Source organism: Candidatus Eisenbacteria bacterium, from assembly GCA_016930695.1.
Lineage (GTDB): Bacteria > Orphanbacterota > Orphanbacteria > Orphanbacterales > Orphanbacteraceae > JAFGGD01.
This window is the reverse complement of the sequence record JAFGGD010000030.1, coordinates 191337-215660: the sequence shown is the minus strand read 5'-3', so window position 1 is coordinate 215660 and position 24324 is coordinate 191337. Positions and strand designations below refer to the sequence as shown.

Below are 24324 nucleotides of genomic sequence, written 5' to 3'. Positions count from 1 at the left end.
AGCGCGGCCGCCCCGGCGACGATCCATCGCATCGTAAGGAACCCGGAGGGCGGCCGCAAGAGGAACCGCCCGCCCGGTCCTCCTCAGGGGAGGAGGTGATCGGCCCGGAAGATCCGGTCCGGCAGGTCCGGATTGAGGGTGGTCGAACCGTAGCGCGTACGGAGGATCGTCCTCTTCCGGGGTATGCGGCACTCCGTCTCTTCCGGGAAGGGGTCCCCCCCGCCCTTCTCGTCGCCGTAGAAGCAGATCAGGAGCACCTCTCCTCCGGGCCGCGTGACGCGCCGCTCCAGAAGTCGGCCCGCCGCCGGGTCGGCGATCAGCACCTCCCGGTTGCCGTCGTCCCTCTGGAGGACGAGGCGTTCCGCGCCGGTCCGCCCGTCCCTTGCCGAAGCGAGGAGTCGGTGCGGCGTGAAGAGGTCGGGCCTCCCGGTGAAGGGGGCGATGAGATAGGCGGCGTCGCCGAAGCCGAGACCGGTCTCATCGAGGAAGGCGAAGGAGGGGTCGCCGATCAATCCGCGGCGGGGGAACTCCTCGTCCGGCAGGAGCGCCTCCAGCGTGTCTCCCCTCTCCGCCACGGTCAGCCTGCCGCTGCCGAGGCCGAGGGGACCGCCGACGTCCAGATCGACGCGAAGCCGGTCGGGACGCCTGTACCGTGCCTGGAAATGGATGAAGTGCTTCTCCGTCTCCGTCTCGAGAAGCATCGTTCCTTCGCATCGGAAGGATCGGACCGCCTCGATCCGCTCCCGGAGGCGTTCCAGGAGCTTCTCGGTTGCGGCGCCGTCCCGGGCGACGGGGGCCGCGTCACGGGCGGGCGGGGCGCAGCCGGCCGTGAGGAGCAGGGCAGCCAGGAGGGCGGCGGAAGCCGCGCGCTTCACGGCGTTTCTCCCAGTCTCTTCAGCTTCTCCCGCAGGTTTTCGTCGGAGGGGGCGCCTCCGAGGAGCCGGCGGTAGATCTCTTTCGCTTCCTCGCTTCTCCCCGCGCCGGCATATGCGTCGGCCAGATGTTCGAGGATGACCCGGTCTTCGGGGAGACCGCGGACGGCCCACTCCAACTCCCGCGCCGCCTCCTCGAAACGGCCCTGCCGGTAGTAGACCCATCCGAGGCTGTCCCGGAAATAGGGGCTCTGCGGGTCGATCTGAAGAGCGCGGTGGATCAGCATCTCCGCCTGTTCCAGAAGGAGACCCTTGTCGGCGAGCATGTAGCCGAGATAGTTGAGACCGGAAGCGTGGTTGGGGTCCACGTCGATCAGGCGGCGGAGGGTGCGCATCGCGTCCTCCGTCCGTCCCAGTTCGTTCTCCAGAACACCCTTCCGGAAGAGGAGATCGCCGGTGACCATCCCCAGCTCCAAGGCGCGGTCGAAGCGTTGGAGCGCCTCGGTCCCTCGTCCCTCGTCCAGATAGGCGTTGGCGAGGAGGAATTGGATGTTCGCGTCCTCGGGGAGGCGCGTCGAGGCGCGTTCGATCAGGGCGACCGACTCCTCTCCCCGGTCGGTTCGGAAGAGAACGTAGGAGAGCTGGGTCCACACCCAAGAGAGGCCGTCCTTCTCGGCGAGCACCCGGCGGAGAACCGACTCCGCCTGCGGGTAGTCTTCTTGGCGGATGTGGATCTCGGCGATCCGGCGGGCGTAGCGGTACTCCTCCGGGTTCGATTTCCAGAGAAGGCGGTACTGCTCGAGCGCCTCGTCGTCCCTGCCGAGAACGGCGAGAAGGTCGGCCGTCTCGGAGCGGAGCCGATCGTTCTGCGGGTCCATCTCGCGGAGGAAGAGGGCGTGCCGGAGCGCGTCTTCGGGCCGACGGAGCTGGAGATAAATCCCGACGAGGTGGAAACCGGTCTCCATCGGGCGGTAACCCTTCGCGGCGAGTTCTTCGAAGACCTCCGCCGCCTCTTCCCACCGTTCCTCCTCCTTGTACATCGAACCGAGCGATTGAAGGATCGGCCGGTCGTTGCCGGCTCTCTCGAGGGCGCTGCGGTAAGCCTCCTCGGCGCGGTCCAACTCTCCCCGGGCGCGGAAGGACTCGCCGAGCCGGAAGCGGTAGAAGGGGTGTTCCGGAGCCGCCTCCACCGCCTTTTCCAGCTCGGCGTGGGCTCGCGCTTCGTCCCCCCCGCTCCCATAGAGCATGGAGAGGAGGTAGTGCGCCGCCCCTTGGTCCACCTCTCCACCGAGCAATTCCTTAAAACGCTCGATCGCCTCCGGCCCCCGGCCGGCGGCTAAATAGGAGCGGGCGAGAAGGGTGAGGTAGTCCTCCGAATCCGGATCGCCGCGCACGGCCGCTTCGGCGTGCGGGAGGGCGCGCAGCGGTTCGTTCCGCTCCAGATAGATCGAAGCGAGGCGCCCGTGGGCGTCCGCGGCGGAGGGATCGAGTCGGATCACCTCCTCGAAGGCGCGCGCCGCCTCCACGATCTCCCCCCGCTCCTCGTGGAGGAGGCCCTCGAGGTAGAGACCATAGGTGCCGGCGCTCGTGTCGCCGCTCTCTCCCTCCTCGAATACCGTGTGTTCCGGGGCGGGCGGATCTTCCCAAGCGCCGGACGGCGCCGGGGCGGCGCCCGCGGCGACCAGAAGAACCGGGAAGAGGATCGTGCGGGTGAGCGTCAAAGGAACGGCCTTTCTCTTTACAGGGTTCACCACCGAAAGCGCCCGCGGTTCCCCGGTTCGGCGCGGGATCTCCGTCCGCACCGCCGGGGTGTGGTCGATGGTTCGGGGGAAAGGATCCCTCCCCTTCGATCGCACCATACCAGGGGAACCCCCGGCGGGCAAGGCGCTGAAAGAAGTTGGATTGACGTGGTTTCCCCGATCGGTTACATTAAAAGCGTGACCATGACCCCTTGTGAGGAGCCGACGTGAAAAGAACGAAGCGACTCCGGAGAGCGGTCCTCTTCCTTCTCCCCTTCGCGCTCGCCGGCTGCTACACCGTGCTGCATCATCCGACCGATATCACCGCCACATCCTCCTCCTCCCCGCACGAGGGGGACGCGGAAATGACCTCCCCTTGCTCCGAGTGCCATTACGAGAGCGAGTGGCTCGGTTATTACGATCACCCTCTCGTTTGGGGGTATCCGGCGTACAGCGGCTACACCTGGTGGAACGACTACTACGGCCGGCCCTGGTGGTACGACAACTACTGGTACGAAGAGGGATCCTCATCCGGAGGTTCCTCGGGCGGCCGCTCCTGGTGGGAGAGGCGCACGCAGGAACGGGAACGGACCGACGAGAGCGGGAACTACGGAATCTATCCGGGCGCGCAGGCGCCTTCCTCCTCCGGCGCCGCTTCCGGGTCCCCCTCGAGCCCGTCGTCGAACACGGAAAAGAAAAAGGCCCCGGAATCCTCTACGAAGAAAAAGAAGACACGAGGCTGATACCCCTTCGGGAGAAGCGCCGATGAGTCACCGTTTCCTCGCGATCTTGGTTCTGTGTGTTCTGCTGCCCGCCCCCCTTTTCGGAGAGGGGCGTCCCTTCACGGAGCTGGAGATCCAGCTGCCGAACTACACGGGCGCGCACGCCCGCGCCCTCGGCATGGGGGGCGCGCACATCGCCGTCGCCGAGGACGCCTCGGCTCTCACCTGGAACCCGGCCGGGCTGGTCCGCGTGCGAAGGATCGAGCTGACCGCCACCCTGACCCGCGCCGAGCGCGAGGCGCGCGCCACATGGATGGGCGAGCCGGACGACTGGGGGGGGACGGAGAATCAGCTGGGCGGGCTCACGTTCCTTTATCCCTATCCGACCTACCGCGGATCGCTGGTGCTCGCCTTCGGCGTGGATCGATTGCGAAACGACTACCTCCGCTACAGGCGGAGCGCCGTCGACGACGACTTCGGTTTCTTCGAGGGGAACCTCGCGCGCCGTACGCACACGCAGCTGACCGACGGCAAGCTCTCCGCGTACACCGCCGGCGTCGGTTGGGACATGAGCCCCCGCTTCTCCATGGGGGTCACCCTTTCCTACCTGCGCGGATCGCTCTACGACGAGCAGCGCTACATCGCCGAGGACGTCGCGGACCGTGATCCGGACGTCGCCTCCATCGAGGATTTCTTCCTTCTCGACTCGGATATTTCCGGATGGACCGGATCGGCGGGGGTTCTCTACCGCGCCTCCTCCCGCGTCCGAATCGGCGGCGTGCTCGGCTTCCCCCGCTGGGTGACGCTGGATCGCTACGAGATGACCCGCCTCTACGACGTGAACGATGACGGCTCGACCTCCTCCACGTGGGAGGAGAGTTTTCCTCCAGACGAGGAGTTCACCTATCCTTGGTGGTTCGGCCTCGGCGCTTCCTACGCGGCTCGCGGGGTCATCCTCGCCGCGGACGTTCGCTACTCCGATTGGAAGGAGCTCAAGAACGACGTGGAGGGGCGTGAGGTTTACCGGCGCCCCTACTACAGGAGCACCACTTCCTACGCGGTGGGAGCCGAGTTCCTCGTCCCCTGGTTCCCTCTCCGTCTCCGCGGCGGCTACCGTTACGAGCCGGTCCCCTTCCGTCTCACCTACTGGCCTCTTTCGGATAATGATATCGACGAGAGCATCGTCGGGCGGGATCCGGACGAGATCGACGTCGCCTACGACCAAGAGCGGCGCGTCTACGCGCTGGGCGCCGGCTATCTGGTCGGGGAGCAACTCTCCGTCGATCTGGCCTGGGAGACGGGCGCTTATAAAAGGGTGATCGAGGGGCCCGATCCGGACCTGTATCGGGAAGAGCGGGACTCGGATCAGTTCCTTCTGACGATGGGGTATCGTTTCTAGGCGGGCGGTCCGGGGCCGGATCGTCACGATGCAATCGAACGAGTGCGGGGTGCTCCGGCGCCCCGCTTTTTTGCGCGGTCCTTCCCCGGCTTCTCCCCTCTCCTCCTTTCTCTCTCGCTCTTCGAGGAGAGGCCGACTAGGGTTCGGGGAGACCCTCGCGTTCCCCTTCCATCGCTTTCACCAGTCCATAGACCGCTTCCTGGGCGGGCGTGGGGATCCCCTTCTCGCGGGCGGCGCGGAGGAGGGCGCCGCAGAGGAACTCGATCTCCGTCCTCCTCCCCCTCTCCAGGTCGAGGAGCATGGAGTTGCGATTCTCCGCGGTTTGACGCGCCGCCTCCATCGTCGCGGCGTTCAGATCGAAACGGTAACCCGCCGCGGCGAGCGCCGTCCTTTCCCCCTCCTCCACGAGGGCGCCGAGCAGGTGTCGGAGCGCCGGGGTGCGGATCAGTTCGCCGTTCGGAAGGCCGGTGATCGCTCCCAAGGGATTGATGGCGGCGTTCACGATCAGTTTGCGCCAGATCTCCCGGCGGATGTCTTTCGCGGGTAAAGTTTCCCAGTCGCCGGCGGTGAGCGCGCGGGCCAACTCCTCCGTCTCCGGATCCCCGCCGGACGGAGCGCCGACGAGGGGACGGCCGATCCGGAGGGGGGCGCCGCGGTGCCAGAGGAGCCTTCCCGGCCCTTCCCAGGACGCGCCGTGGTAGAGAAGCCCCCGGTAGATCGATTCGGGGGGAAAGGAGTCTCGGAGGAGGGACTCGTTTCCGAGCCCGTTTTGCAGGAGCAGGATCCGGCGGATGCGGAGGCCGCCGGCGGAGAGAGCGGGGAGGGCCGCTTCGAGATCGAACGCCTTGACGGCGATCGCCGCCAGGTCGAAATCCCCTTCACGCGGGGGCGACTCCGCCGTCTCGGGATCGAAGCGCCGCGTCCCGCCGACGGCGCGAATGAAAAGCCCCCCCCTCCCGATCGGATCGATTCTCTCCCGTCGCCCCACCAGGAGCACCCGGTGCGGACCGGAGAGACAACCGCCGAAGAGGGCGCCGACGGCGCCCGCGCCGAAGACCAGGACGCGCATGCGATCAATCCTCCGCCGGCGATCCTAGCAGTCGGCGGGCCGCGGCGGCAACCGCGCCGGGGAGGTGTTTTCTCCGGCGGCGACGTTTCGACCCATGTTTGACAGGCGTCCCGGCGCCGGGTACACTCCCGCGCGACGGTTCCAGTTCTTACCATCGGGAGTGTTCCCTTGTGGGTCGTTCTCTCCATCTCCCCCTCCGGCTGGGAGGATCGGGCGCGTTGGGTCCTCCGGCAGACGCTCCACCGGATCGGTCTCGGCACGCTCCGTAAGGGACCGGCCGGAGAACCCTTTCTCGCGGTCGTATACGGCGATCCCCCCTCCGATCTCCCCGCCGGGACGCCCCGGGTGATCCTCCCGCGACGCGCCTCGCCGCCGGAAACCTATATCCCCGGCCGCCCGGAGCGCTTCGATCTCCCGGGCGGCGGAGAGTGCCTCGCCTTTCCTCCCCTCCTCGATCCGGGCGAGGGAGAGCCGGTGCTGCGCGATCGCTCCGGCCGTCCCCTCGCCGTGCGGAGCGGGGATCGGCCCGGCGAGGTCCGCTTCGCCTACGATCCGGTGGCGCCCGCCCTCTTTCTGCTCTCCCGCGCCGAGGAGCGCGCGGGCGGTCGGGACGAACACGATCGTTTCCGACCCGAAGAATCTTGGGCGGTTCGGGAGGGGTTGTTGGGCGAGCCGGTGACGGATCTCCTCGGAGACGCGATCCGTTCGGGAATCGAGGCCGCCCTCGCCGCGTCCGCCGCCGCGGCGCTCCGGATTCATCCGTGGCCGGAGGGGGAGCGCTTCGCCGTCGCCATCACCCACGACCAGGATCTGGCGGTCCGTTGGCCGAGGCGTCTCGCCCGCCACGCCTCCTCCTCCCTCCTCGGCAAGGGACCGGGGCGCGCCGCGTCGATCCGGCGCTTCGCCCGCGATCTCCGCGAAGGGGCGGTTCCGCCTACGCTTTACTCAGAAAGAATCCGCGACGCCGAGGAGCGCCGCGGTCTCTGCTCCACCTTCTTTTTCCTCGCCGAAAAGAAAGACCGTCTCGACGTTCGTTACGACGTCTCCTCTCCCCCCTTCCGCCGCTTCCTCCGCTCCCTGGCGGAGCGCGGCTTCGCGGTGGGGCTGCACGGCGGGCTCGATTCCTACCTGTCCGCGGAGCGGCTCGCCCGGGAGAGGGCGGTCGTTTCCGAGGCGGCGGACCGGGAGGCGGTGGGTGTCCGGCAACACTATCTGAGGCTCCGGCTCCCCGAGACGTGGATCGCCCAGGCGGAGGCGGGCTTCCATTACGACGCCTCCCTCGGCTATCCGGACCATCCGGGTTTTCGAGCCGGAACCTGTTTCCCCTTCGAGCCGCCCGATTGGGAGAGGCCTCTGGCGATTCCCCTCCTCGGGATGGATCGGGCTCTTCTCCGGGCGGGGGTGGTGACGCCGCCGGATTGGGAGGAGTGGAGCGGGCCGGTGAGGCGCGCCGGGGGGCTGGCGTCGGTGCTCTTCCACCCTTACGCGGTCGATCCGGACCGGGGGGACGCGGGGGACCGCGCCTTCGAGGGGCTTCTCGATTGGGCGGCGTCCCGCAAGGGGGAGGCTTGGGTCGCCACGCTGGACGAGGCGGCGGACTGGTGGAGGACGCGGCGTTTCGTTTCGCTTTTGGCGGCGCGGCGGGAGGGCGCGGAGACCCGGCTTCGCTATCGTTTCGGCGTCCCCTTCCGCGCGCTGACGCTCACCCCTCTCCCCCGGCGTTCCGATACGCGGATCGAGGAGGCGTCGGGCGGTCGCGCGGAGATCCGCGTCGTGGACGGATGTTCCGCCGTGCTCCTCCGCGATTTCGAAGCCGGCGGCGAGTTGGTCGTGGCGGTGCGGCCCCGGCCGGAGGGATCGGAGCGATGAAAGCGGCACTGCGGAGTTTCGTCCGGCGCCTTTTCCGCGTCCCCGAGGGGATCTCCCTCTCCTTTTGGTGGATGAACTGGTACGGCAAGAGGATCCTGCGGATCAACGCGGGCGTCCCCTGGCCGGTGCACTTCACGAGCACCATCCACCATCCGGAGCGGATCCGTTACGGCGCCGGGCCGCATTGTCCGGGCGATTCGCCGAACACCTACATCCAGGCGTACAACGGGATCGAGATCGGCGACGACGTGAACATGGCCCCCGGCGTGGGGCTGATCAGCGCCAACCACGATCCCCTCGACAACAGCCGCCATCTTCCGGCGCCGCCGATCCGGATAGGGAACCGCTGCTGGATCGGTATGAACGCGGTGATCCTCCCGGGCGTGGAGCTGGGAGAAAACGTGATCGTCGGCGCCGGCGCGGTGGTGACGAAGAGCTTCCCGGGTCATGTGATCCTCGGCGGCAACCCGGCCCGGGTCCTCAAGGAGTCGGCCCGACCGGAGCGGGGTGAGGGGACCCGTTGAGCGGCCTCACGAAAAAGGTGGGCGTCATCGGTTTCTCCCGGATGGTCGCCCTCTCGCTGAACGTGCTCGTGGTGAGCATGTTCCTCTCCCGCCATCTCGACGCGGCCGCATACGGCACCTTCCAGCAGACCTGGTTTCTCACCCACATGGTGCTCGAGATCGCCTTGCTCGGGTTTCCGGTGGGGATTCTTTATTTTCTACCTAAAATGAGTCAACCGATGCGGCGTGGTTTTCTGGTTCGCGCCGCCGCGGCCCTCACCGGGATCGGCGCCCTTCTCGGTTGCCTTCTGTGGTTCGGCGCGCCGCTGGTGGCGCGCTGGTTCGACAACCCATCGCTGTCGGGCACGCTGCGCACCTTCGCCGTCTACGCCTTCTTCGTCCTCCCCGGCCTGCCGATGGACGCCTTCCTCATCTCCCAAAACCGCCATCGCCTTCTCGGACTCCTCACGGTGATCCACGCGGTGCTGCTCGTCTCCGCCGTCCTCCTCCCCTCCCTCGCGGGCGCGGCGCTGGCGACGGTCCTCTGGTGCGTGGTCGGCTACGGGGCGGTCCGGACCGGCCTGATGCTGTTCGGCGCCGGCTCGACGGTGCGGGGCGTTCCCACCGAATACCCGAGCGGTCTGGCACGGCGATTCCTCGCCTATTCGTTGCCGGTGGGGCTGAACGACGTGCTCCGCGTCGCCTCGCGGTGGTTGGATAAAAACATCGTCTCCGCGTATTTCACGCCGGAAACATTCGCGATCTACGCCAACGGCGCCGTGGAGATTCCCTTCGTGGGGGTGCTGGCCGGCGCGATTTCCTCGGTGGTGATCCCCGAGTTCTCCCGTCTCTCCGAGGAGGGGAAGCGGGACGAGCTGATCGCCCTCTGGCACCGGGCGATTCTCAAGGCGGCGGCGATCCTGGTCTCCCTCTTCGCTTTTCTGATGGTGTTCGCGCCGGATTTCCTGGCGGTTCTTTTTTCGGATCGCTACCGGGCGAGCGCCGCCCCCTTCCGGATCTACCTTATTCTGCTCCCTCTCCGGTGCGCCACCTACACGCCGATCCTTCTCGCCCTCGGCCGGTCCCGTTTGGTGGCGATCGGCGCGGCGGCGGACGTGCTCGCCAACCTGGGCCTTTCGATCCTTCTCATCCCCCGCCTCTCCTACCTCGGGCCGGCGGTGGCGACGGTGATCACCACCTACTGCCAGGCGACGTTCTATCTCTTCTGGAGCGGCCGGATCCTCGACGCGCCCCTCCGGCGGCTCTTCCCCTGGGTGGGAATGGGCCGGCTCCTTCTCCTCGCGCTCGGCGCGGCTCTCCCCCTCCCGCTGATCGCCGGCCTCGGGTGGCCGGCCCTTTTGGGGCTCGCCGCGGGAGCCCTCTCCTACTTCCCCCTTCTGGGATTCCTGCTTTGGCGATTCGGACCCTACAGCGACGAGGACCGGGGGACGGTCCGGCGCGTGGCGAGGCGACTGCTCCGCCGGTAGGAGAATCGATCGGGGCGATCGGGCGGCCGAGGGGCGCTCGGGCGCGGTCCGTCTAGCGCGCGCCGGCGATTACGAAAGGGCTCTCGCCGGAGTAACGGTGGAGCGGGAGAAGCGGGATCGAGTCCGCCAGATCCCGGAAGGTGGTCAGGCTCTCGGCGAGGAAGGGGACCAGGTCGTCCCGCGCTCCGTCGAAAACGGAGAGAAGCTCCACGCCGTTGATGCTGGCCGCGCCGTTCAGCGTTTCCAACCGGGCGAGTAGGGAGGCGTCCTTGCAGGGCTCCTCCTTCCCCTCTTCGCCGACGAGTCGGAGAAGGATCTCCTCCTTTTCGTGAAGGTCCTCGGCGATCCGGCTTCGTCCCTCCACGAGCAACGCCTTGGCGGAAGGGTCGTGCAGGTTGCTCTTGAATCCGACCCGGACCTCGCCCACCACGTAATCGACGCGAAGGAAGAGTCCTCCGACCGAGAGGAGGCGCGGGTCCCACGACTCGTCGGCGTACTCCTGGTGAAGGACGCGGGGCGCCTGCCAGGGCATATCCTCGTCCTTGCCGTCCCGGGGGGAGATCCGCTGAATGCCGCTCCCCTGGAGGTGGCGCTCCAGATCGGAGAGGAGGAGGCGGACCGAAGTCTGCAGGCGGTCGATGGCGGGGAGGCTCTCCCGGTAGTCGCGCAGGACGGCGTCGTGGAAGCCGATGAAGGGGGCGCGCCCCTCGGCGGCGAGAAGGCCGAGAAGGTCGTTCACCAGTTCCTTCGCAGGGGCTTCCTCTTTACGCTCCCGCAGGCTCTGGTAGAGGGTTCTGTAGATCGATCTCCAACCGACCCAGCGGAAGGGCGCCTCGCGGTGGCCGGGGAGGTCTTGGTTCAACTCCTCCACCTCCGGCGGCGCGGCGTTCCCGTCGCTGATCAGAAGGAGGTTGAATCGGGGCGAGAGCTTCCAGCCGTTTTCCACGAGGAGGTGCAGCTTGCGCTTGTCGAACCTCCCCGGATCCCAGCCGACCACGAAGAGGAGCAGGCTGTCGCTCTCCAGAATCACGTCGGGACTACCGTGGCCCAGTTCCGGCCAAAACTGGATCTGCGTGGAGGCGATCTCTCGGGCGGGGATCTCCACCTTCGCCTGGCGGAGGATCTCGCCGAGATAAGCTTCCCGGTCCACGATTTCCAGGGTTCCGAAAAGGCGGGAGAGGAGGACCTCCTCCCGGGTGGTGCGCGCGTGAGCTTCCGCTGCGTACAGTGACACTCCTCCGTACCTCCCTGGACCCGAATGGGCCCACCTTTGATTCCGCAAGGTTCGTACCAACCCGGCGTGCCGGGCGGTGTTTCTTATCGCGTTGTAATGTTTGAGGTTATGGTTGCGGCGTTGGCCCGGATGCGTAAGGACACCCTCGCCGAATGCAACGATCCGGCGCCGGCGCGGATCATACTGCAAGAGGCGTCCCGATCAGGGGACGACCCAGATCGGGCTCGACCAGGCGAGTGCGCCGTCCATCTGGGAGACACGGACGTAGTAGAAAGCGGTGTTCTCACCCGGCGCCTCGGCGGTCATATCCCCGTCGAGCTTGTTCGCCTCGCCGTAAAGTGTGTCCACGACCGCTCCGTCACGGATCAGCTCCGCCCTGTCCAGCTCGCCGGTCCCGCAGACCGACACATGGAAGATGAGCCTTTCCGGGAGCGTCTCCGCGGGGATCTCCTCCCCCATCCGGTGGTCGCCGAGTCGAACGTCCAGGAGGATCCGGGGACCGGTGGTGGCGTAGACGCGGCGCGCCTGGAGGGCATCCCAGATCGCCTCGCGGGTGCGGCCGGCGGCGTAGATCCCCGCCATACCACCGGGTCCGCTCTCTCCGTAATTCACCCCCGGATGGCCGATGTGACCGTCCCCGCCGCCGAGGAATCCGAGGTGGTAGCCCCTGCCCAGCGCGTCCCGAACGAAGGAGCCGGAGACGGGGTTGTAGATCTCCCCCGGACAACCGAGACACTCCGAGGAACCGTGAACGGAGCTGATCTCCACGAGCCGTTCGAGGCGTTCGGGCGGCGCCGCGCTCCAGTCGACGGCGATCGGACCGCCGCCGGTGTGATGAGCGATGGTCATCGCTTCCCCCTCGGGGAGCCGCGCCCAAAGCTCGTTGGGGGTGTCGGTGGCCGGATCGGCGGTGGAGAGGAGTTCCCCCGTGCCGCCACGGTAATAGACGTTGCGATGCCCCCACACCCAGTTGGTCCACTCATAGGCGAGGAAGGGAACGAACACGCCCGGCTCGTGAAATTCCTCGTTCACCCGCCGGATCCACTCCCATTCCGCCGTGCCGAGGGGGCGGAGTCCGTGGTGGTCGTGGTCGGTAATCGCGGCGGCGTCCAGGTTCGCGACGTCCCTCGCGTATCGGTAAAGATCCTCCGGCTCGCCCGTACCGTCGGAGAGGCGGGAGTGCTGGTGTAGGTCCGCCCAGAGGAGCGTGTAGGGGGACTCGTCGCGGAAGGAGCGCACCAGAATCGGGTTGGAGATCCCCTCCATCGTCCCTCCCTGCTCCACCACGCGCAGGCGGATCAGGCCGGGGCTCGTGAAGCGGGCGACAAAGACGTGCGCTCCCTCGTCCTCGGGCGTGAAGGTGTAGCTCACGGGAAGGCCGAGCACGTTCCAGCGGTGGGAGAAGCGGACCGTCCCCTCGTAGCGGACGGCCCGGTTGCCGAAGCGGTCGAGGGCGGCCACGGTGACCCGCGTGGAGTCGTTCCGCACTGCTTCACCACGGAGCGTGAGGAGAAGGCGGGCGGCTTCGCCCGGGAGAATGTCGATTCGGGGCGATTCGCCGATTTCGGCGAAGAAGCGGTCCCCGTCGCCGTCCACCTTGACGAGGAACTCCTGCCCCCTCTCGGCATAGGAATCGGCTCGGGCGCGCCCCTCCGGATGGGCGCCGCCGAGGGTGTCGCCGTACACGACGGTTACCGTGTCGCCGTGGACGAGTTCCCCTTCGGTCACCTGGACCATCACATAGTGCTGCTCGTGATCGGCGTAGAAGTCGATCACCGCTCCGTCGGATGCGCATACGGCGGTCACGTATCCCGCCATCTCGGGCGAGGCGGTCTGCGGCGGGCTCCACTCCCAGAAGAGAGGAAAGTGGACCACCACCCCGCCACCCGCACCGATTCCCTCGGGACCGGCGACGTATCGGATGGTCCAGGTTCCGGGGGAGCCGCACGCCGCGGGCGCGGCCGGTTCGATCGACGCGGATCCGCCGCCGTCCCCGAAACCGGAAGGACGCTTCGGTCCCTCGCTTGCGCCGCGGAGCGCGACGAAGATCCATACGCCCGCGACGATCGCCGCGGCGCCGAGCGCGATGAGCGGGAAGCGCCCTCGCACCCGCGCCCTCCATTCTCCTCGCTCGCCTCCTTCGTCCATGAAAACCGCTCCGGATAGGGAAAAGACCGATGATCGAATCGTAGACGTTCCGCGCCGGCTTCGCAAGCGGAGCGCTTAACTCCCTCCCGCCCCCGCCACCTCGTCCGGCAGCGGTTCCGCGGCCCAGAGGCCGTTGGCGTGCGGCCCGTCGACGGTGATTCCGTGTCGGAGCAGTTTATTCTTCAACCCTTGGCGCGAGAGGCCCAGCTCCCGGGCGGCGCGCGTTTTGTTGCCGCTCAGGCGGCGGAGGGCGCGCAGAATCTCCCTCTTCTCCATCCGGTCGATTTTCTCCTGCAATGTTTTCGGTTCGTATTCCTCTTCGCCCGCGCCGATCCGAACCGTGTCGGACAGGCGGCCCGGGCCGATCCACCCCCCTTCCTCGGTGAGCGCGACCACTCTCTGCATCTCGTTCTCCAGCTCTCTCACGTTGCCGGGCCACCGGTACCGTTCCAAGAGGCGAAGGGCTTCGTCGTCGATGCCGGCGATCGGCCGGCCGAGACGCGCGGCGTGGACCGCGAGGAAGTAACGCGCCAGGCGCGCCACGTCTCCCGATCGCTCCCGGAGCGGCGGCAGGCGCAGGGTGACGACATGCACGCGGTAGAAAAGATCCTCTCGGAAGCGGCCGCGGTCTCTCTCCATTCGGAGGTCGCGGTGGGTCGCGGCGATCAGGCGGAAGCGGACCGGGCGGGGAACGCACTCCCCCACACGGCGGATGGTCCCCTCCTGCAGAACGCGGAGCAGTTTCGCCTGCAGGGGGGGCGCGAGGTCGCCGATCTCGTCCAGGAAGAGGGATCCGCCGTCGGTTTCCTCGAAGAGGCCGCGTCGTTCCCGGAGCGCGCCGGTGAAGGCCCCGGCCACATGCCCGAACAGCTCGCTCTCCGCCAGGTTTTCACAGAGGGCGGCGCAGTTCACGGCGAGGAAGGGACGATCCGCGCGGCCGCTTCTCTCATGGAGCAGTCTGGCGAGAAGCTCCTTGCCCGTGCCGCTCTCCCCTTCCAGCAACACCGGCACGGGGGCCGGAGCGATCCTTTCCGCCTCCCGGAGAACGGCGCGCGTTCCGTGGTCGCCGGTGACGATCCGTTTCGCTCCGTCCATTCCTCTCCTTCCTCCGCTTTCGAGTTTGCAGGGATCGTGCCAGGGAGAGGCTCGGCTCGGTGGCGCGCGGAGCGGTGTTGTTCGGGAGGGTGGGCGGGACGGATCCATCGCAGGAGGGATGTTCCTTCCGTGGGGCGCCGCTCCTCGGCGGGGCAAGACGCGCCCGAGGAAGGGTTGAAAGAGGAAAAGGAGCGGGACGAGATGGGATGTGCTATGGCGCACAAATTACACTAAAACGCAGCCCGGGAGGTGGGGCCGGGGCCGATTATCTCTCGATCGCTTCGAGAAGCATGTGGAGCGAATCGGTGAGGGCGGGCTCGGGAGTGTGGGTCGAAAGAAACCCTCGAATGCTCTCCGCCGCTTCCTCCTCCCTACCCAAGGCGAGCAGGATCTGAATTCGATTCATGTAGGGAGGCTGAAAGTCGGGATCGAGTCGTATGGCGGAATCGAACAGATCGAGCGCCGACTCCAGCTGGTCCGCCCGTTGAAGCAGGAAGCCGAGGTTGATGTAGGCGGCGGTGAAGGTGGAGTCCGCTTCGATCGCTTTCAGATAGAACCGGACCGCGTTGTCCCAATCCTCTTTTTGTTCGTAGGCCCGCCCCAGGTTGTAGTAGGCGCGGTGATAGGTCGGGTCCATTTCCGCGGCTCGGCTCCAGGCGGCGATCGCATCGTCGATCCGTTCGAGGGTGATGAGGCAGATCCCCCGGCGGTAGTGCGCCTCCACCAGCTGGGGGCGGAGGATCAGAACGGCGTTCCACTCTTCGAGGGCTTCGGCGAAGCGGCCCGATTCCTCGAGGCTGCGGGCGAGGTAGTAGCGGACGTCGAAATCGCGGGAGTCCGTGCGGGCGAGGGAGTCGAGCGTCTCCGCCGCTTCCGCGAAACGGCCCGCGCGGAACTCTTCGACGGCGCGCTCTTTCCGCTTGTCGAATGAAGACGATTTGCCGCAACCCGCCGCCAAGAAAAGCGACGCGAGAAGGATCCCGACACCGGCGATCCGCATCATGCGAGTCCGCTCCTAGCCGCCCCAAACGAGGCGATGAATCAACACGAGCACGGCGAGTATGACGAGGGACCAAACCACCGTCGGAAAATCGATTTCGTCCGCGTCCTCGCGGGGACGGGTCTTCTCATTCTCCGCCGCGGGTTTTTTCTCCCCTTTTTTCTTCGTCTTGGCCACCTCTGTTCTCCTCCGTAAGGATGGAAATAGTCTAGAAGAGGGGTGCGCGCCCCGTCAATCCCCATCTCCGGAGTTCGTCGCGGCGATTCTCTGCGCGAGGACGCGGACCTTGGAGGCGTAGGTGCGGTATTCGCGGAGGAACACGTCCCGGCGGTCCGCTCCGTCGGACTGTAGGACCTTCCGGTACAGCATGAGCAGATCGAGCTGCCTTTCGTGGGCGGGGCGCACTTCCTGTTCGAATTGCCGGCTCAGATCGTCCGCGAAGGGGAGAAGAGCGACGCGGGCGCCGGGATGGTCGATCGATTCGAAAACGCTCCGCCCCTCCTCCGTGAGGCGGAGCAGGTTCCGATAACGCCGGTCCGCCCCGGCCTCGAGCGCTTTCTGGCGGGCCGGAATCGCCTGTTCTTCCTTGAGCAGTTCGCCGATCCGCCGGAGGAGAATCGTTTGATCCGCCAACTTCGGCGACGCCGCCTGCGGCATGGGGGCGTTGTCGTTGCGGCTCGCCTGGAAGGCGTTGTCGATCCAACGGCGGTCCACCATCTCGAAAAGCGCCCGCGCCTCTTGGAGGAGACGGCGGCGGGTCTCGATGGTTTCTCTCTTCAGGAAACGGGCGAGTTCCTCCACCGCGTCGAGATAGGAGCGGACCTCGCCCCGGGACGGATCACCGACGGTTCCGTGGATCCGGATCAGCTTGCGCGCCGCGAGAACGATTCTTTCGCGCTCCTCGGGGGAAAGGTTCTCGAGGGAGACACCGGCGAGGACCTGCGTTTCCGGCTCCTCATCCGGCGCCGCGAGGACCGGGCCGGGAAGCGCCGCGAACAGCGCCGCGAACAGGAGCGCCGCCACCGTCCTTCTCCGGTTCTTGCCTTCCCCGCGCGTCCTCACGGGATCACCCCTTCCGGTTCTTGGGGTCCTCGTCCCCCCGGATCCGGTACTTGTCCAGCCTGTATCCGAGGATCCGCCTGGTCAGCCCGAGAAGCTCCGCGGCCCGCGTCCGGTTGCCGCCGGTCTTCTCCAGTGCTTGAAGGATAAACTCTCTCTCCACCTGCTCCAGATCGATTCCCTCGTCGGGGAGCCGGAAGGCGAAGGATTCGCGGGAGGGCGCCGCGCCTCGGATCTTCTCGGGCAGATCCTCGGCGCGGATCATCGCGTCCCGGCTCATCAGGAATGCCCGCTCGATGGTGTTCTCCAGCTCCCGTACGTTCCCCGGCCAGGAGTAGGAGCGGAGCGCGTCCATCGCCTCTTCGTCGATCCCCTCGATCGGTTTGGAGAACTCCGCGTTGAAGCGTCTGAGGAAGTGCTCCACGAAATGGGGGATGTCCTCGCGCCTCTCGCGCAGTGGAGGGATCTCCACGGTGATCACGTTCAACCGGTAGAAGAGGTCCTCCCGGAAGCGTCCCTCCCGCACCGCCTCTTCGAGGTTCACGTTGGTGGCGGCAAGGATGCGCACGTCCACGTCGACCATTTCCTTGCCCCCCACCCGCTCGATCCGGTGGGACTGCATCGCCCGGAGCACCTTCGCCTGCGTGGCGAGGCTCATGTCGCCGATCTCGTCCAGAAAAAGGGTGCCGCCGGAAGCCTGCTCGAACTTCCCTTCCCGGCGGTCCACGCCCGTGGCCACCCGCTTCTCGATGCCGAAGAGCTCGCTTTCCAGAAGCGTGTCGACCAGGGCGGCGCAATTGACCTCCACGAAGGGGCCGCCCTTGCGCGGGCTCGCCCGGTGGATCGCCCGGGCGATCACCTCCTTGCCGGTGCCGCTCTCGCCGCGGATCAGCAGGTTGGAGCCGGTTCCGACGATGCGGGGGAGCATCTCGTAGACCCTTTGCATCTTCGGGTTGGATCCGACCACGATGTCGTCGAAGACGAGAGGACGCACCGGCGCCTCCACGGAGTTTTTCTTCTCGCCGACGGTCCGTTTCCTCTCGATCTGACGAACCCGCTCGCGGAGGTCGCCGATCTTGACCGGCTTGATCAGATAGTCGTAGGCGCCGCTCCGGATCGCCCGCGCGCCCGTCTCGATGGTGGCGTACCCGGTGATCAGGATCACCGCCGTGTCCGGCGCGGTTTTCATGACCCTTTCCAGGATCTCGAGCCCCGCCTCGTCGGTCTCCATCTTGAGGTCGGTGATCACGGCGTCGAACGCGATCTCGTCCAGAAGCTCCAGGGCGCGACGGAGCGACCCGGCGCTCTCGGTGCGGTGGCCGTCTTTCGCGAGAGCGTGGGCGATCAGACTCTGCATCTTGGGTTCGTCGTCGACGATCAGGATCTCCATGGAAACCTCCCTCAAACGGGCAGTCCGAAGCCGACGGTCGCGCCGCCTCCCCGGTCGCTCTCCACGAACAGATAGCCGCCGTGGCCCTGGACGATCCCGTGGGCGATGGACAGGCCGAGACCGGTCCCGCGCTTCCGGGTGGTGAAGAACGGATCGAACAGTTTGTCGCGGACCTCCTCGGGGATGCCGGGTCCGTCGTCGGCGACGCGGACCTCCACGAAGCCGTCTCGTCCCGCCGCCGGCGAGGTGCGGATCGCCGAAGAGGGGGCGCGCCGCCGCCGCCGGACCGAAATCTCCACGCGCCCCCCCCTTCCATCGAGCGCGTCCCGGGCGTTCCAGATAAGGTTGAGAAGAACCTGTTCGATCCGTAATGGATCCAGATCGACCGGCGTGGTCTCCGGGGGGATGTCCCGTTCGAGGCGGATCCCCCGGTCCCGGAACTCCGCTTCCACGCGGCGGCAGGTCTTGTCGGCCAGGGCCGCCAGATCGATCCGCTTCTTCTCCAAACGATCGGGGCGCGCGAAATCGAGGAAACCTTCGAGGAGGCCGCCGAGGCGGTCCACCTCGCCGAGGATCTCGCCGGCGAAACGGTCCCCCGCCGTGCCGCCGGAGTGCTCCTCTTGCAGCAGCTCGGCGGAGGCGCGGATGATGGCGAGGGGGTTGCGAATCTCGTGGGCGAGGCCGGCGGTGAGCGTGCCGAGCGCGGCGAGGCGTTCGGCGTCCTTGATCTCGCCCTGCAGGGCGACGAGACGGCGGGCGTTCCGGCTCACGAAGAGCGCCAAGCCCCCCGCCACGACCAGGCTGAGAAGCGCGGTCAATAAGAGAGCCCTGCGGAGGATCCGCAGGTCGTCGAGGAAACGGGCGCTCGCGTCGGCGCCGACCACGGCGCGCAGTTCCCCCTCCTCCAAGACCGGCGCCAGAACCCCCTGGAACGGTTCCCCCTCGATCTCGTAAAGGGGGAGCCGGACCGCCTCGCCGGCCCACAGAGGCGACAGATCCTCCGATTCGAGTTCCACCAGGGGATTGGACCAGCCGACCGGGATGTCGGGACGCGTGTCGAGAAGACTCCCCTGATAAGGAGCGACGAGGAAAAGATTGTCCAACTCCGCCTCGTCCCTCAGGCGGCGCATCTTCTCCGCCTCCTCGGCGTAGGGCGCGGAGGATTCGTCCCCCGGAACGAACCGGTAGAGGCGCTCCTTGTCGACCTGGGCCGCCGCGGCCCTGGCCCAGGAGACGAGCCTTCTGCCGTTGGCGTTCTCCATGTATCCTCTCGCCTTCTCGTAGAAGAGCCAGCCGCCCACGTTGATCACCACCAGGACGAAAAGGACCAGGCCGAGCGTGAACCGGACCTCCAACCGAGGAAGGGAGGGATGCGGATCCTTTCCCTCCGCGGCTCCGCGATTCCGCGCGTTCTTCACCGCTCCGCCAAACAACATCCAACCTCCGGCGGGAAGGAGAATCATGAGGAGGAACAACGCCCCTCCCGCGAATCGCACGATCGGCCGCGCCCGGCTTCCGGCCCACTTCGCCGCGCCGCTCGTGATCGATCTCGACCCGTGAGTCGCCCCCATCTTCATTCCCGCCGATTCCTCGCGGATAGGAAGGAGGGGTCTTCCGCTCCCTCCTATGTCCTTCCGGAAAGGGCAAGGGGCGTGCCAGATGGTTCCGATCAGTCTTTCCCGCAGATCTCCAAGCGGATCAACCGGATAGAAGACACGGTTCCGGTTTGTCCCTCGTAAGGGTCTCTCTCGGGCATGCTGAATTGTACGAAATGGTACGCGGTGTTGGGAAGGAAGAACGATCCGGGACGTCGCACGGAACCGCGATTAGGGGAGTTTGAGGTGGAGTTTGTACTCGACCGCGCCGCTGTAGTAGAGGTAGCGGAGCGGCCTCAGTCTACGCATGTCGATGAATTCCTTGCAGCCGATCAAAGGGATGTAACGGTGTTTCATGGGGGAGCATCGCGCGCACCGCGTGCAGGTCTTCTCACATGTGGCGCAGAGGCAGAACTCGCACGAGTGCCGATCCTCCGGAACGCTCTTGCGCGGCTCTCCCTTTTTCTCCCTCATCCGCCCTCTCCTTTGGGCTGAACTTAGCCTCTGGGGCTCGTACGGTCAACTGCAATCATACCACAAAAAAGGAGGGATTTCAGCCCGGGAATCGTCTAGAAAACAGGTTAGATTGGCTTTTTAAGAAACTGATAAATATGTAGTTATGAATACTCGGTCCTCCAATCGCGCCCGGTGGTTTCTCTCTTTTCACGCGGACGCTCCGATCGTCTTCGCCTTGCCCGAACATAGGGACGACGGCGGGGAAGAGATGCCGGCATAGTCCCTTACTCGGGCGGGCCGACTGCGCTTTTCTCTTTTTCTCGGTGAATGGGGGGATCAGCGGATGCGGTAGCGTTCCAGTTTGTTCAGGAGGCCGCGGCGGGAGAGACCGAGCTGGCGCGCGGTTCGGGACTTATTCCACTCACAGTCGGCGAGTGCTTCCCGAATCAACTGTCGCTCGACCCGCTCCACCACCTCGGCGAGGGTGCTCCCCTCCCCCAGCGTCATCCCCTGGGTGACCTCCGGGTTGAGATCCGTCGCGCGGATCGGCGCCTCGTCGGCCGTGATGGCGACGACCCGCTCGATTTCGTGCTCCAGGTCACGCACGTTTCCGGGCCAACCGTGGCTCATCAGAGCCTGCATCGCGTCCGGCCGGACCTCGCCGATCCGCTTGCCCGCCCGTTTGGCGTGCTTGCTGAGGAAATGCTCCACCAGGATCGGGATGTCTTCCTTCCTCTCCCTCAGAGGAGGCAGATAGATCGAGACCACCCGGAGCCGGTAGTAGAGGTCCTTTAGGAAACGGTCTTTCTCCACTTCCTCCCGGAGGTTTTTATTCGCCGCGCAGACGATCCGAACGTCCACCTGTATTACGGAGTCCGCTCCGACCGGTTTGATCTCTTTGCGGTCCACCACGCGAAGGAGGGTGTCCTGGAAGTGGCGGCTCGCCTTATCGATTTCATCGATGAAGACGGTCCCGCCGTTGGCGCGCTCGAAGAGGCCGATCTTGGAGGTTTTGGCGTCGGTGAACGCGCCCTTCCGGTGGCCGAAGAGTTCGCTCTCCAGCACGTCCTCGGAGAGTTCCGCGCAGTTCACCGTCACGAAGGGTTTGTCTTTGCGGAGCGAGGAGGAATGAACCGCCCGGGCGAAAAGCTCCTTCCCCGTCCCCGTCTCCCCCTGCAGGAGGATCGTCGCCGTCGATTCCCGCAGGTTCTTGAGCGTCTCGATGATCTTCAGCATCCTCTGGCTCTGGGTGACGATCCGTTCGAAACCGTCGCCGTGGCCGAAGCGGTGCCGCAGCCGGAGGTTTTCGCTCCGGATTTCCTCGGTTTTCAGATCCCGGAGAACCCCTCCCACCACCGAGGCGAGGGCGAGGGCAAAATCGAGTTCCTCCTGCCCGAAGGAGGGTTCGCCGAGCGGCCTGTCGAGGTAGATTCCCCCGGTGATCTCCGTCTCGCCCAGAATAGGGATGGCGAGAAGGGAGCCAATACGCGCGAAACCGGGTCGAGTGGTGTCGAGCCGAGAATCTCCCATGGGATTGGTGGAGAGAATCGGTCTCGCGCCGTTGGTCAGGGTGTGCCCCACCGCTATTCGGGACACCTCGACCGAGAGGTGCCATTCCTTGGCGGGAACCCGCCGCGAGTCTCTGACCTCGAGCGGGCCGCCCGGCGAACCCTGGAGGAGAAGGACGGAGCGCTCCGCCCGGGTCCTCTCCAGAAGGATGTCCAAAGCCGTCTGTAGGCGGTCTTCCAGGTTGTGGATCTCCTGAAGCCGCTGGAGCAGAACGTTGAAACTGGCGAGGGTGCCGGCGTCGGAGACCGAGCTGGAGACGATCAGCCTGTCCGCACGAACGCGCGCGTCCCGCAGGCGCTCCCGGTCCTCATCGGCGCCGTTCTCCTCGATGACCGGTTGGATTGCGCCGATCCGCTCTGTCGCGCGCAATCCCTCCCCCTCCTCGATGTGGAGTTCCGCCTCGACCAGGCCGAGGCGCGCCTCCTCATAGGCGCCGCCGCTCCCCTTGAACGCCTCGAGCGCTTCCGGGACAAGACCCATCGCCTCGCGGCGCAATGCCGGCCGATTCACCGCAAGCTCGGCGAAGGCGTGGACGGCGAGCGCCCATTCGTAACGCGCCCCGATCGTGCCCAGCAGGCGCATCGCGCGGCGGAGGGTCTGTTCCGCATGATCCGGCTCCTTGCGCAGCCGGTGGAGCACGCCGAGTGCGCGCAGTATGGTCCCCTCCTCGAAACGATCTCCTACGCGGCGCCCGATGGTGAGGGCGGTCCGCAGGTCCTCCGCGGCCTCCTCCCAGTCTCCCGAAAGAGTGCGGCACTCGCCGCGCCGCCGCAGGATCTCCGCGATGATCTCGTTTTCGGGGTGCATGGTCTTGGCGCGATCCAGCCCTTCCGTGAAGAGACGGTCCGCGCGCTCCAGTTCCCCCCGGCGCACGCAAAGCTCGCCGAAATGTTCGTGGTAGAGGACCACGCAGCGGCGGTGGTCGTTTTCCTCCGCGGTGCGGCGCGCCAATTCGAAAAGTTCCTCCGCCCTCTTCCAGTTCCGGGTCGCCCTGTGGATCTGGGCCAGGTTGAGGTAGCCGAGGGAGATCTCCCACTTGTTCCCCAACTCGCGGAAGGTGCGGATCGCCTCCTCCCAGGCCTCCTTCGCCTCGTCCCATTTCCCCAGCTTGAACTCGACGATGGCGTAGTTGTTCAGACGAATACCGATCTGCAGTTTGTTCCCCAACTCGCGGGCGATGGAGAGCGCCTTGCCGAAGTAGTCCGCCGCTTCGTTCAAACGGCCCAGGTTCTTCGCGACGAGACCGAGGTTGTTGAGGCACTTCGCCACGGTTTGGCGGTCGCCGAGGGCGCGGGCGATGGCGAGGCTCGCCTCGTATGCTTCCTGGGCTTTCTCCATCCGTCCGGTTCGAAGGTAGTAGTGCCCCAGCGAGCGAAAGACTTCCGCCAGTTCCGTGGAGAGAGTGTGCGCCTTGAGGATTTCCATCGCCTCGAAGGCGTCCTTGCGCGCTTCGTCGTAGTCCCCGGTGCGGAGGTGGACGTGGGACCGCTCGATCAGCACCCGCGAAGTGTCGATCGGTTGTTTCTCCGTGTCGATGTTCCGCTTGGCGAGATCGAGCATTTCCAAAGCTTGTTTGTATTTGCCGGTCCCCTGCAGGCAGACGGCCATCTTGAGGGCGGTCTGGGCGAGAAGGTCGCCCGAACGGCTGGCCCGATCGGCGAGGTCGAGGATCTGTGTGTAGTACTCCAGCGCGGTGGGGAATTCCCCGGCGTTCTGGCAGAAGTCGGCGAGTTCCTCCAGAAGATTCATACGATCTTCCGAAGAGCCCGGAGGAGTGGGGGGCGCGCCGGACGCCCTGCCATTCAGGATGTCTTTTTTTCCATCCTTGGCCATCGCTTCTCACTTTACGCCCGCGCGGGGCGGTCCGACCATGGAGACCGTCTACAGGCTCCCCTTTTAGGGAAGAGCCGCCAGCGCCCGGATCACCAGATCGAAAAGCAGGGAGAGGTCGGTCGCGACGTCACCGGAGACGTCACGTTCCTCACCGCTCACCACATCGATCAGGACCCCGCTGGAGGTGCACATCTGGGGTCGGGCTTCGGGGATATCCCCGTCCCCGGATAGCGCGAAGGCCGTGGTCGGGATGAGAAACGAGAGAACAAGAAGGAAGATTCCCAGGTTTCTTATCATGACGTTTTTCCTGTCTCTCTCGAAGCCACCACTCTATATTAACTGTAACCCCGTCCGCTTCTCCTGTCAACCCTCGAAGCGGCAGTAGATTACAGAGATCCCCGCACCCAGCGGCCCAGGGGGATGGCGTAGATGTGAAAGAGGCCGGTCAGCAGAAACGCGACGAGGATCCAAAAAAGGACCGTTCCGAGGATCCTCTCGAAAGACCGGCCTTCACCCGATTCACAACCGTTGGTCATTCTCATGCGCTCCTCGTTCAGGGACCGCTCCTTCGAGAGAAAAGAATACATCGCGAGGAGGATCGCCGCCAGGCCGAACCGTCGTATTCGCCGATTCTCTCCTCGACCCGGAATCCGGCCCTTTCCAACTCTTCTTCCAGCTCGGCGGGGAAGAAAAGCCGCAGGCGCTCCTCCCATGATTCCTCCTCCCCTCCCACCGGATCGGTCCAGATCACCTTTTTCACCAGGGAACGCGTGTCCGGGAGGTAGAGCCTCTTCTCCCGAACGACGGCGCGGCCCACCCGCCTCTCCCCCTCCGGTTCGAGGCGGCGGAGCGTCTCCTCCGGGTTCAGCGTGTCGAGAAGAAACCAGCCTCCGCCGCGGAGAACCCCGGCCGCTTCATGGAGAACGCGGACGTTCTCTTCGGCCGTGGGGAAATAGCCGAAGGAGGTGAACATGCAGACCGCGCCCTCCTGGGATCGGGGAAGGATCGGAAGGCGCCGCATGTCCGCGCGCGCCGCCGGCGCAACGGCGACCGCTCGCCGGAGAAGAGGGGTGGAAAGGTCGATCCCCGTTGGGCGCGCCCCCGCTTCGCGAAGGGCGGCGAGGTGCCGTCCGGCGCCGCAGGCGATGTCCAGCACGCGGCTCCCCGCCAGCGGAACCCGGGCGGCGAGAAGAGCGACCGCGCGGGCCGCCTCCTCCTCGTTCCTATGGGCGTACAGTTCGAGGTAGCGTCCCGCGAACGCCCTTTCATACCATGCGCCGCCCAC

General features: G+C 66.3%; 21 protein-coding genes. 5 read left to right on the top strand and 16 right to left on the bottom strand.

Annotated features, from left to right (window positions below; translation table 11 throughout):
- Window positions 1–83 precede the first annotated feature (83 nt).
- Window positions 84–875, bottom strand: coding sequence for a hypothetical protein (locus tag JW958_06465; protein MBN1825893.1), 792 nt, complete (start codon window positions 873–875; stop codon window positions 84–86).
- Window positions 872–2731, bottom strand: coding sequence for a tetratricopeptide repeat protein (locus JW958_06460; protein ID MBN1825892.1), 1860 nt, complete (start codon window positions 2729–2731; stop codon window positions 872–874). The genes JW958_06465 and JW958_06460 overlap by 4 nt, the downstream gene beginning before the upstream one ends.
- Window positions 2732–2838: 107 nt before the next feature.
- Here JW958_06460 and JW958_06455 point away from each other — a divergent pair, with 107 nt between their 5' ends.
- A complete protein-coding gene (locus tag JW958_06455) occupies window positions 2839–3354 on the top strand; it encodes a hypothetical protein (GenBank protein ID MBN1825891.1) in 516 nt (171 codons plus the stop codon).
- Between the two features lie 22 nt (window positions 3355–3376).
- Window positions 3377–4732: a hypothetical protein gene (locus JW958_06450; GenBank protein ID MBN1825890.1), complete on the top strand. Its 1356-nt coding sequence runs from the start codon at window positions 3377–3379 to the stop codon at window positions 4730–4732.
- 136 nt (window positions 4733–4868) lie between these two features.
- Here the strand turns inward: JW958_06450 and JW958_06445 are convergent, their stop codons facing one another.
- Window positions 4869–5801, bottom strand: a complete 933-nt coding sequence (locus JW958_06445) for a 2-dehydropantoate 2-reductase (GenBank protein ID MBN1825889.1) — start codon at window positions 5799–5801, stop codon at window positions 4869–4871.
- A 168-nt stretch (window positions 5802–5969) separates the two neighbouring features.
- On the opposite strand from JW958_06445, the gene JW958_06440 reads away from it, so the two are divergent.
- The 3 genes from JW958_06440 to JW958_06430 are packed head-to-tail and all read left to right on the top strand — an operon-like array spanning window position 5970 to window position 9660.
- Window positions 5970–7670 (top strand): polysaccharide deacetylase family protein, encoded by a 1701-nt coding sequence (locus JW958_06440; GenBank protein MBN1825888.1) that lies wholly within the window; start codon window positions 5970–5972, stop codon window positions 7668–7670.
- A complete protein-coding gene (locus JW958_06435; protein MBN1825887.1) occupies window positions 7667–8194 on the top strand; it encodes an acyltransferase in 528 nt (175 codons plus the stop codon). The genes JW958_06440 and JW958_06435 overlap by 4 nt, the downstream gene beginning before the upstream one ends.
- The gene (locus JW958_06430) at window positions 8191–9660 is read left to right on the top strand and encodes an oligosaccharide flippase family protein (protein ID MBN1825886.1); all 1470 of its coding nucleotides are present in this window, start codon (window positions 8191–8193) and stop codon (window positions 9658–9660) included. The genes JW958_06435 and JW958_06430 overlap by 4 nt, the downstream gene beginning before the upstream one ends.
- A 52-nt stretch (window positions 9661–9712) precedes the next feature.
- On the opposite strand, the gene JW958_06425 is transcribed toward JW958_06430, so the two are convergent.
- The 13 genes from JW958_06425 to JW958_06365 form a co-directional block, all read right to left on the bottom strand.
- Window positions 9713–10894 (bottom strand): hypothetical protein, encoded by a 1182-nt coding sequence (locus tag JW958_06425; protein ID MBN1825885.1) that lies wholly within the window; start codon window positions 10892–10894, stop codon window positions 9713–9715.
- A 201-nt stretch (window positions 10895–11095) separates the two neighbouring features.
- Complete coding sequence (locus JW958_06420; protein ID MBN1825884.1) at window positions 11096–13003, bottom strand: CehA/McbA family metallohydrolase; 1908 nt, start codon at window positions 13001–13003, stop codon at window positions 11096–11098.
- A gap of 114 nt (window positions 13004–13117) precedes the next feature.
- Entirely contained in the window at window positions 13118–14137 is a 1020-nt protein-coding gene (locus JW958_06415) for a sigma 54-interacting transcriptional regulator (GenBank protein ID MBN1825883.1), read from the bottom strand.
- Between the two features lie 265 nt (window positions 14138–14402).
- Window positions 14403–15140, bottom strand: coding sequence for a tetratricopeptide repeat protein (locus JW958_06410; protein MBN1825882.1), 738 nt, complete (start codon window positions 15138–15140; stop codon window positions 14403–14405).
- A gap of 12 nt (window positions 15141–15152) precedes the next feature.
- On the bottom strand, window positions 15153–15314 hold the full coding sequence (locus tag JW958_06405) for a hypothetical protein (protein ID MBN1825881.1): 162 nt from the start codon (window positions 15312–15314) through the stop codon (window positions 15153–15155).
- A gap of 54 nt (window positions 15315–15368) precedes the next feature.
- Complete coding sequence (locus JW958_06400) at window positions 15369–16160, bottom strand: hypothetical protein (protein ID MBN1825880.1); 792 nt, start codon at window positions 16158–16160, stop codon at window positions 15369–15371.
- A gap of 43 nt (window positions 16161–16203) precedes the next feature.
- Entirely contained in the window at window positions 16204–17586 is a 1383-nt protein-coding gene (locus JW958_06395; protein ID MBN1825879.1) for a sigma-54-dependent Fis family transcriptional regulator, read from the bottom strand.
- 11 nt (window positions 17587–17597) lie between these two features.
- Complete coding sequence (locus JW958_06390) at window positions 17598–19022, bottom strand: hypothetical protein (protein MBN1825878.1); 1425 nt, start codon at window positions 19020–19022, stop codon at window positions 17598–17600.
- Between the two features lie 390 nt (window positions 19023–19412).
- Window positions 19413–19655: a hypothetical protein gene (locus tag JW958_06385; protein ID MBN1825877.1), complete on the bottom strand. Its 243-nt coding sequence runs from the start codon at window positions 19653–19655 to the stop codon at window positions 19413–19415.
- Between the two features lie 318 nt (window positions 19656–19973).
- The gene (locus JW958_06380; protein MBN1825876.1) at window positions 19974–22955 is read right to left on the bottom strand and encodes a sigma 54-interacting transcriptional regulator; all 2982 of its coding nucleotides are present in this window, start codon (window positions 22953–22955) and stop codon (window positions 19974–19976) included.
- A gap of 147 nt (window positions 22956–23102) precedes the next feature.
- Window positions 23103–23336: a hypothetical protein gene (locus JW958_06375; GenBank protein MBN1825875.1), complete on the bottom strand. Its 234-nt coding sequence runs from the start codon at window positions 23334–23336 to the stop codon at window positions 23103–23105.
- Between the two features lie 89 nt (window positions 23337–23425).
- Window positions 23426–23575, bottom strand: a complete 150-nt coding sequence (locus JW958_06370) for a hypothetical protein (GenBank protein ID MBN1825874.1) — start codon at window positions 23573–23575, stop codon at window positions 23426–23428.
- Between the two features lie 17 nt (window positions 23576–23592).
- Window positions 23593–24324: a class I SAM-dependent methyltransferase gene (locus tag JW958_06365; protein ID MBN1825873.1), complete on the bottom strand. Its 732-nt coding sequence runs from the start codon at window positions 24322–24324 to the stop codon at window positions 23593–23595.

What these genes read in the sequence shown, in the direction of transcription:
- JW958_06460 (MBN1825892.1), bottom strand. Translation starts at nt 2,731, where the DNA reads ATGGTGCGATCGAAGGGGAGGGATCCTTTCCCCCGAACCATCGACCAC.
- JW958_06450 (MBN1825890.1), top strand. Translation starts at nt 3,377, where the DNA reads ATGAGTCACCGTTTCCTCGCGATCTTGGTTCTGTGTGTTCTGCTGCCC.
- JW958_06445 (MBN1825889.1), bottom strand. Translation starts at nt 5,801, where the DNA reads ATGCGCGTCCTGGTCTTCGGCGCGGGCGCCGTCGGCGCCCTCTTCGGC.
- JW958_06435 (MBN1825887.1), top strand. Translation starts at nt 7,667, where the DNA reads ATGAAAGCGGCACTGCGGAGTTTCGTCCGGCGCCTTTTCCGCGTCCCC.
- JW958_06415 (MBN1825883.1), bottom strand. Translation starts at nt 14,137, where the DNA reads ATGGACGGAGCGAAACGGATCGTCACCGGCGACCACGGAACGCGCGCC.
- JW958_06410 (MBN1825882.1), bottom strand. Translation starts at nt 15,140, where the DNA reads ATGATGCGGATCGCCGGTGTCGGGATCCTTCTCGCGTCGCTTTTCTTG.
- JW958_06395 (MBN1825879.1), bottom strand. Translation starts at nt 17,586, where the DNA reads ATGGAGATCCTGATCGTCGACGACGAACCCAAGATGCAGAGTCTGATC.
- JW958_06390 (MBN1825878.1), bottom strand. Translation starts at nt 19,022, where the DNA reads ATGTTGTTTGGCGGAGCGGTGAAGAACGCGCGGAATCGCGGAGCCGCG.
- JW958_06385 (MBN1825877.1), bottom strand. Translation starts at nt 19,655, where the DNA reads ATGAGGGAGAAAAAGGGAGAGCCGCGCAAGAGCGTTCCGGAGGATCGG.
- JW958_06380 (MBN1825876.1), bottom strand. Translation starts at nt 22,955, where the DNA reads ATGAATCTTCTGGAGGAACTCGCCGACTTCTGCCAGAACGCCGGGGAA.
- JW958_06375 (MBN1825875.1), bottom strand. Translation starts at nt 23,336, where the DNA reads ATGATAAGAAACCTGGGAATCTTCCTTCTTGTTCTCTCGTTTCTCATC.
- JW958_06370 (MBN1825874.1), bottom strand. Translation starts at nt 23,575, where the DNA reads ATGACCAACGGTTGTGAATCGGGTGAAGGCCGGTCTTTCGAGAGGATC.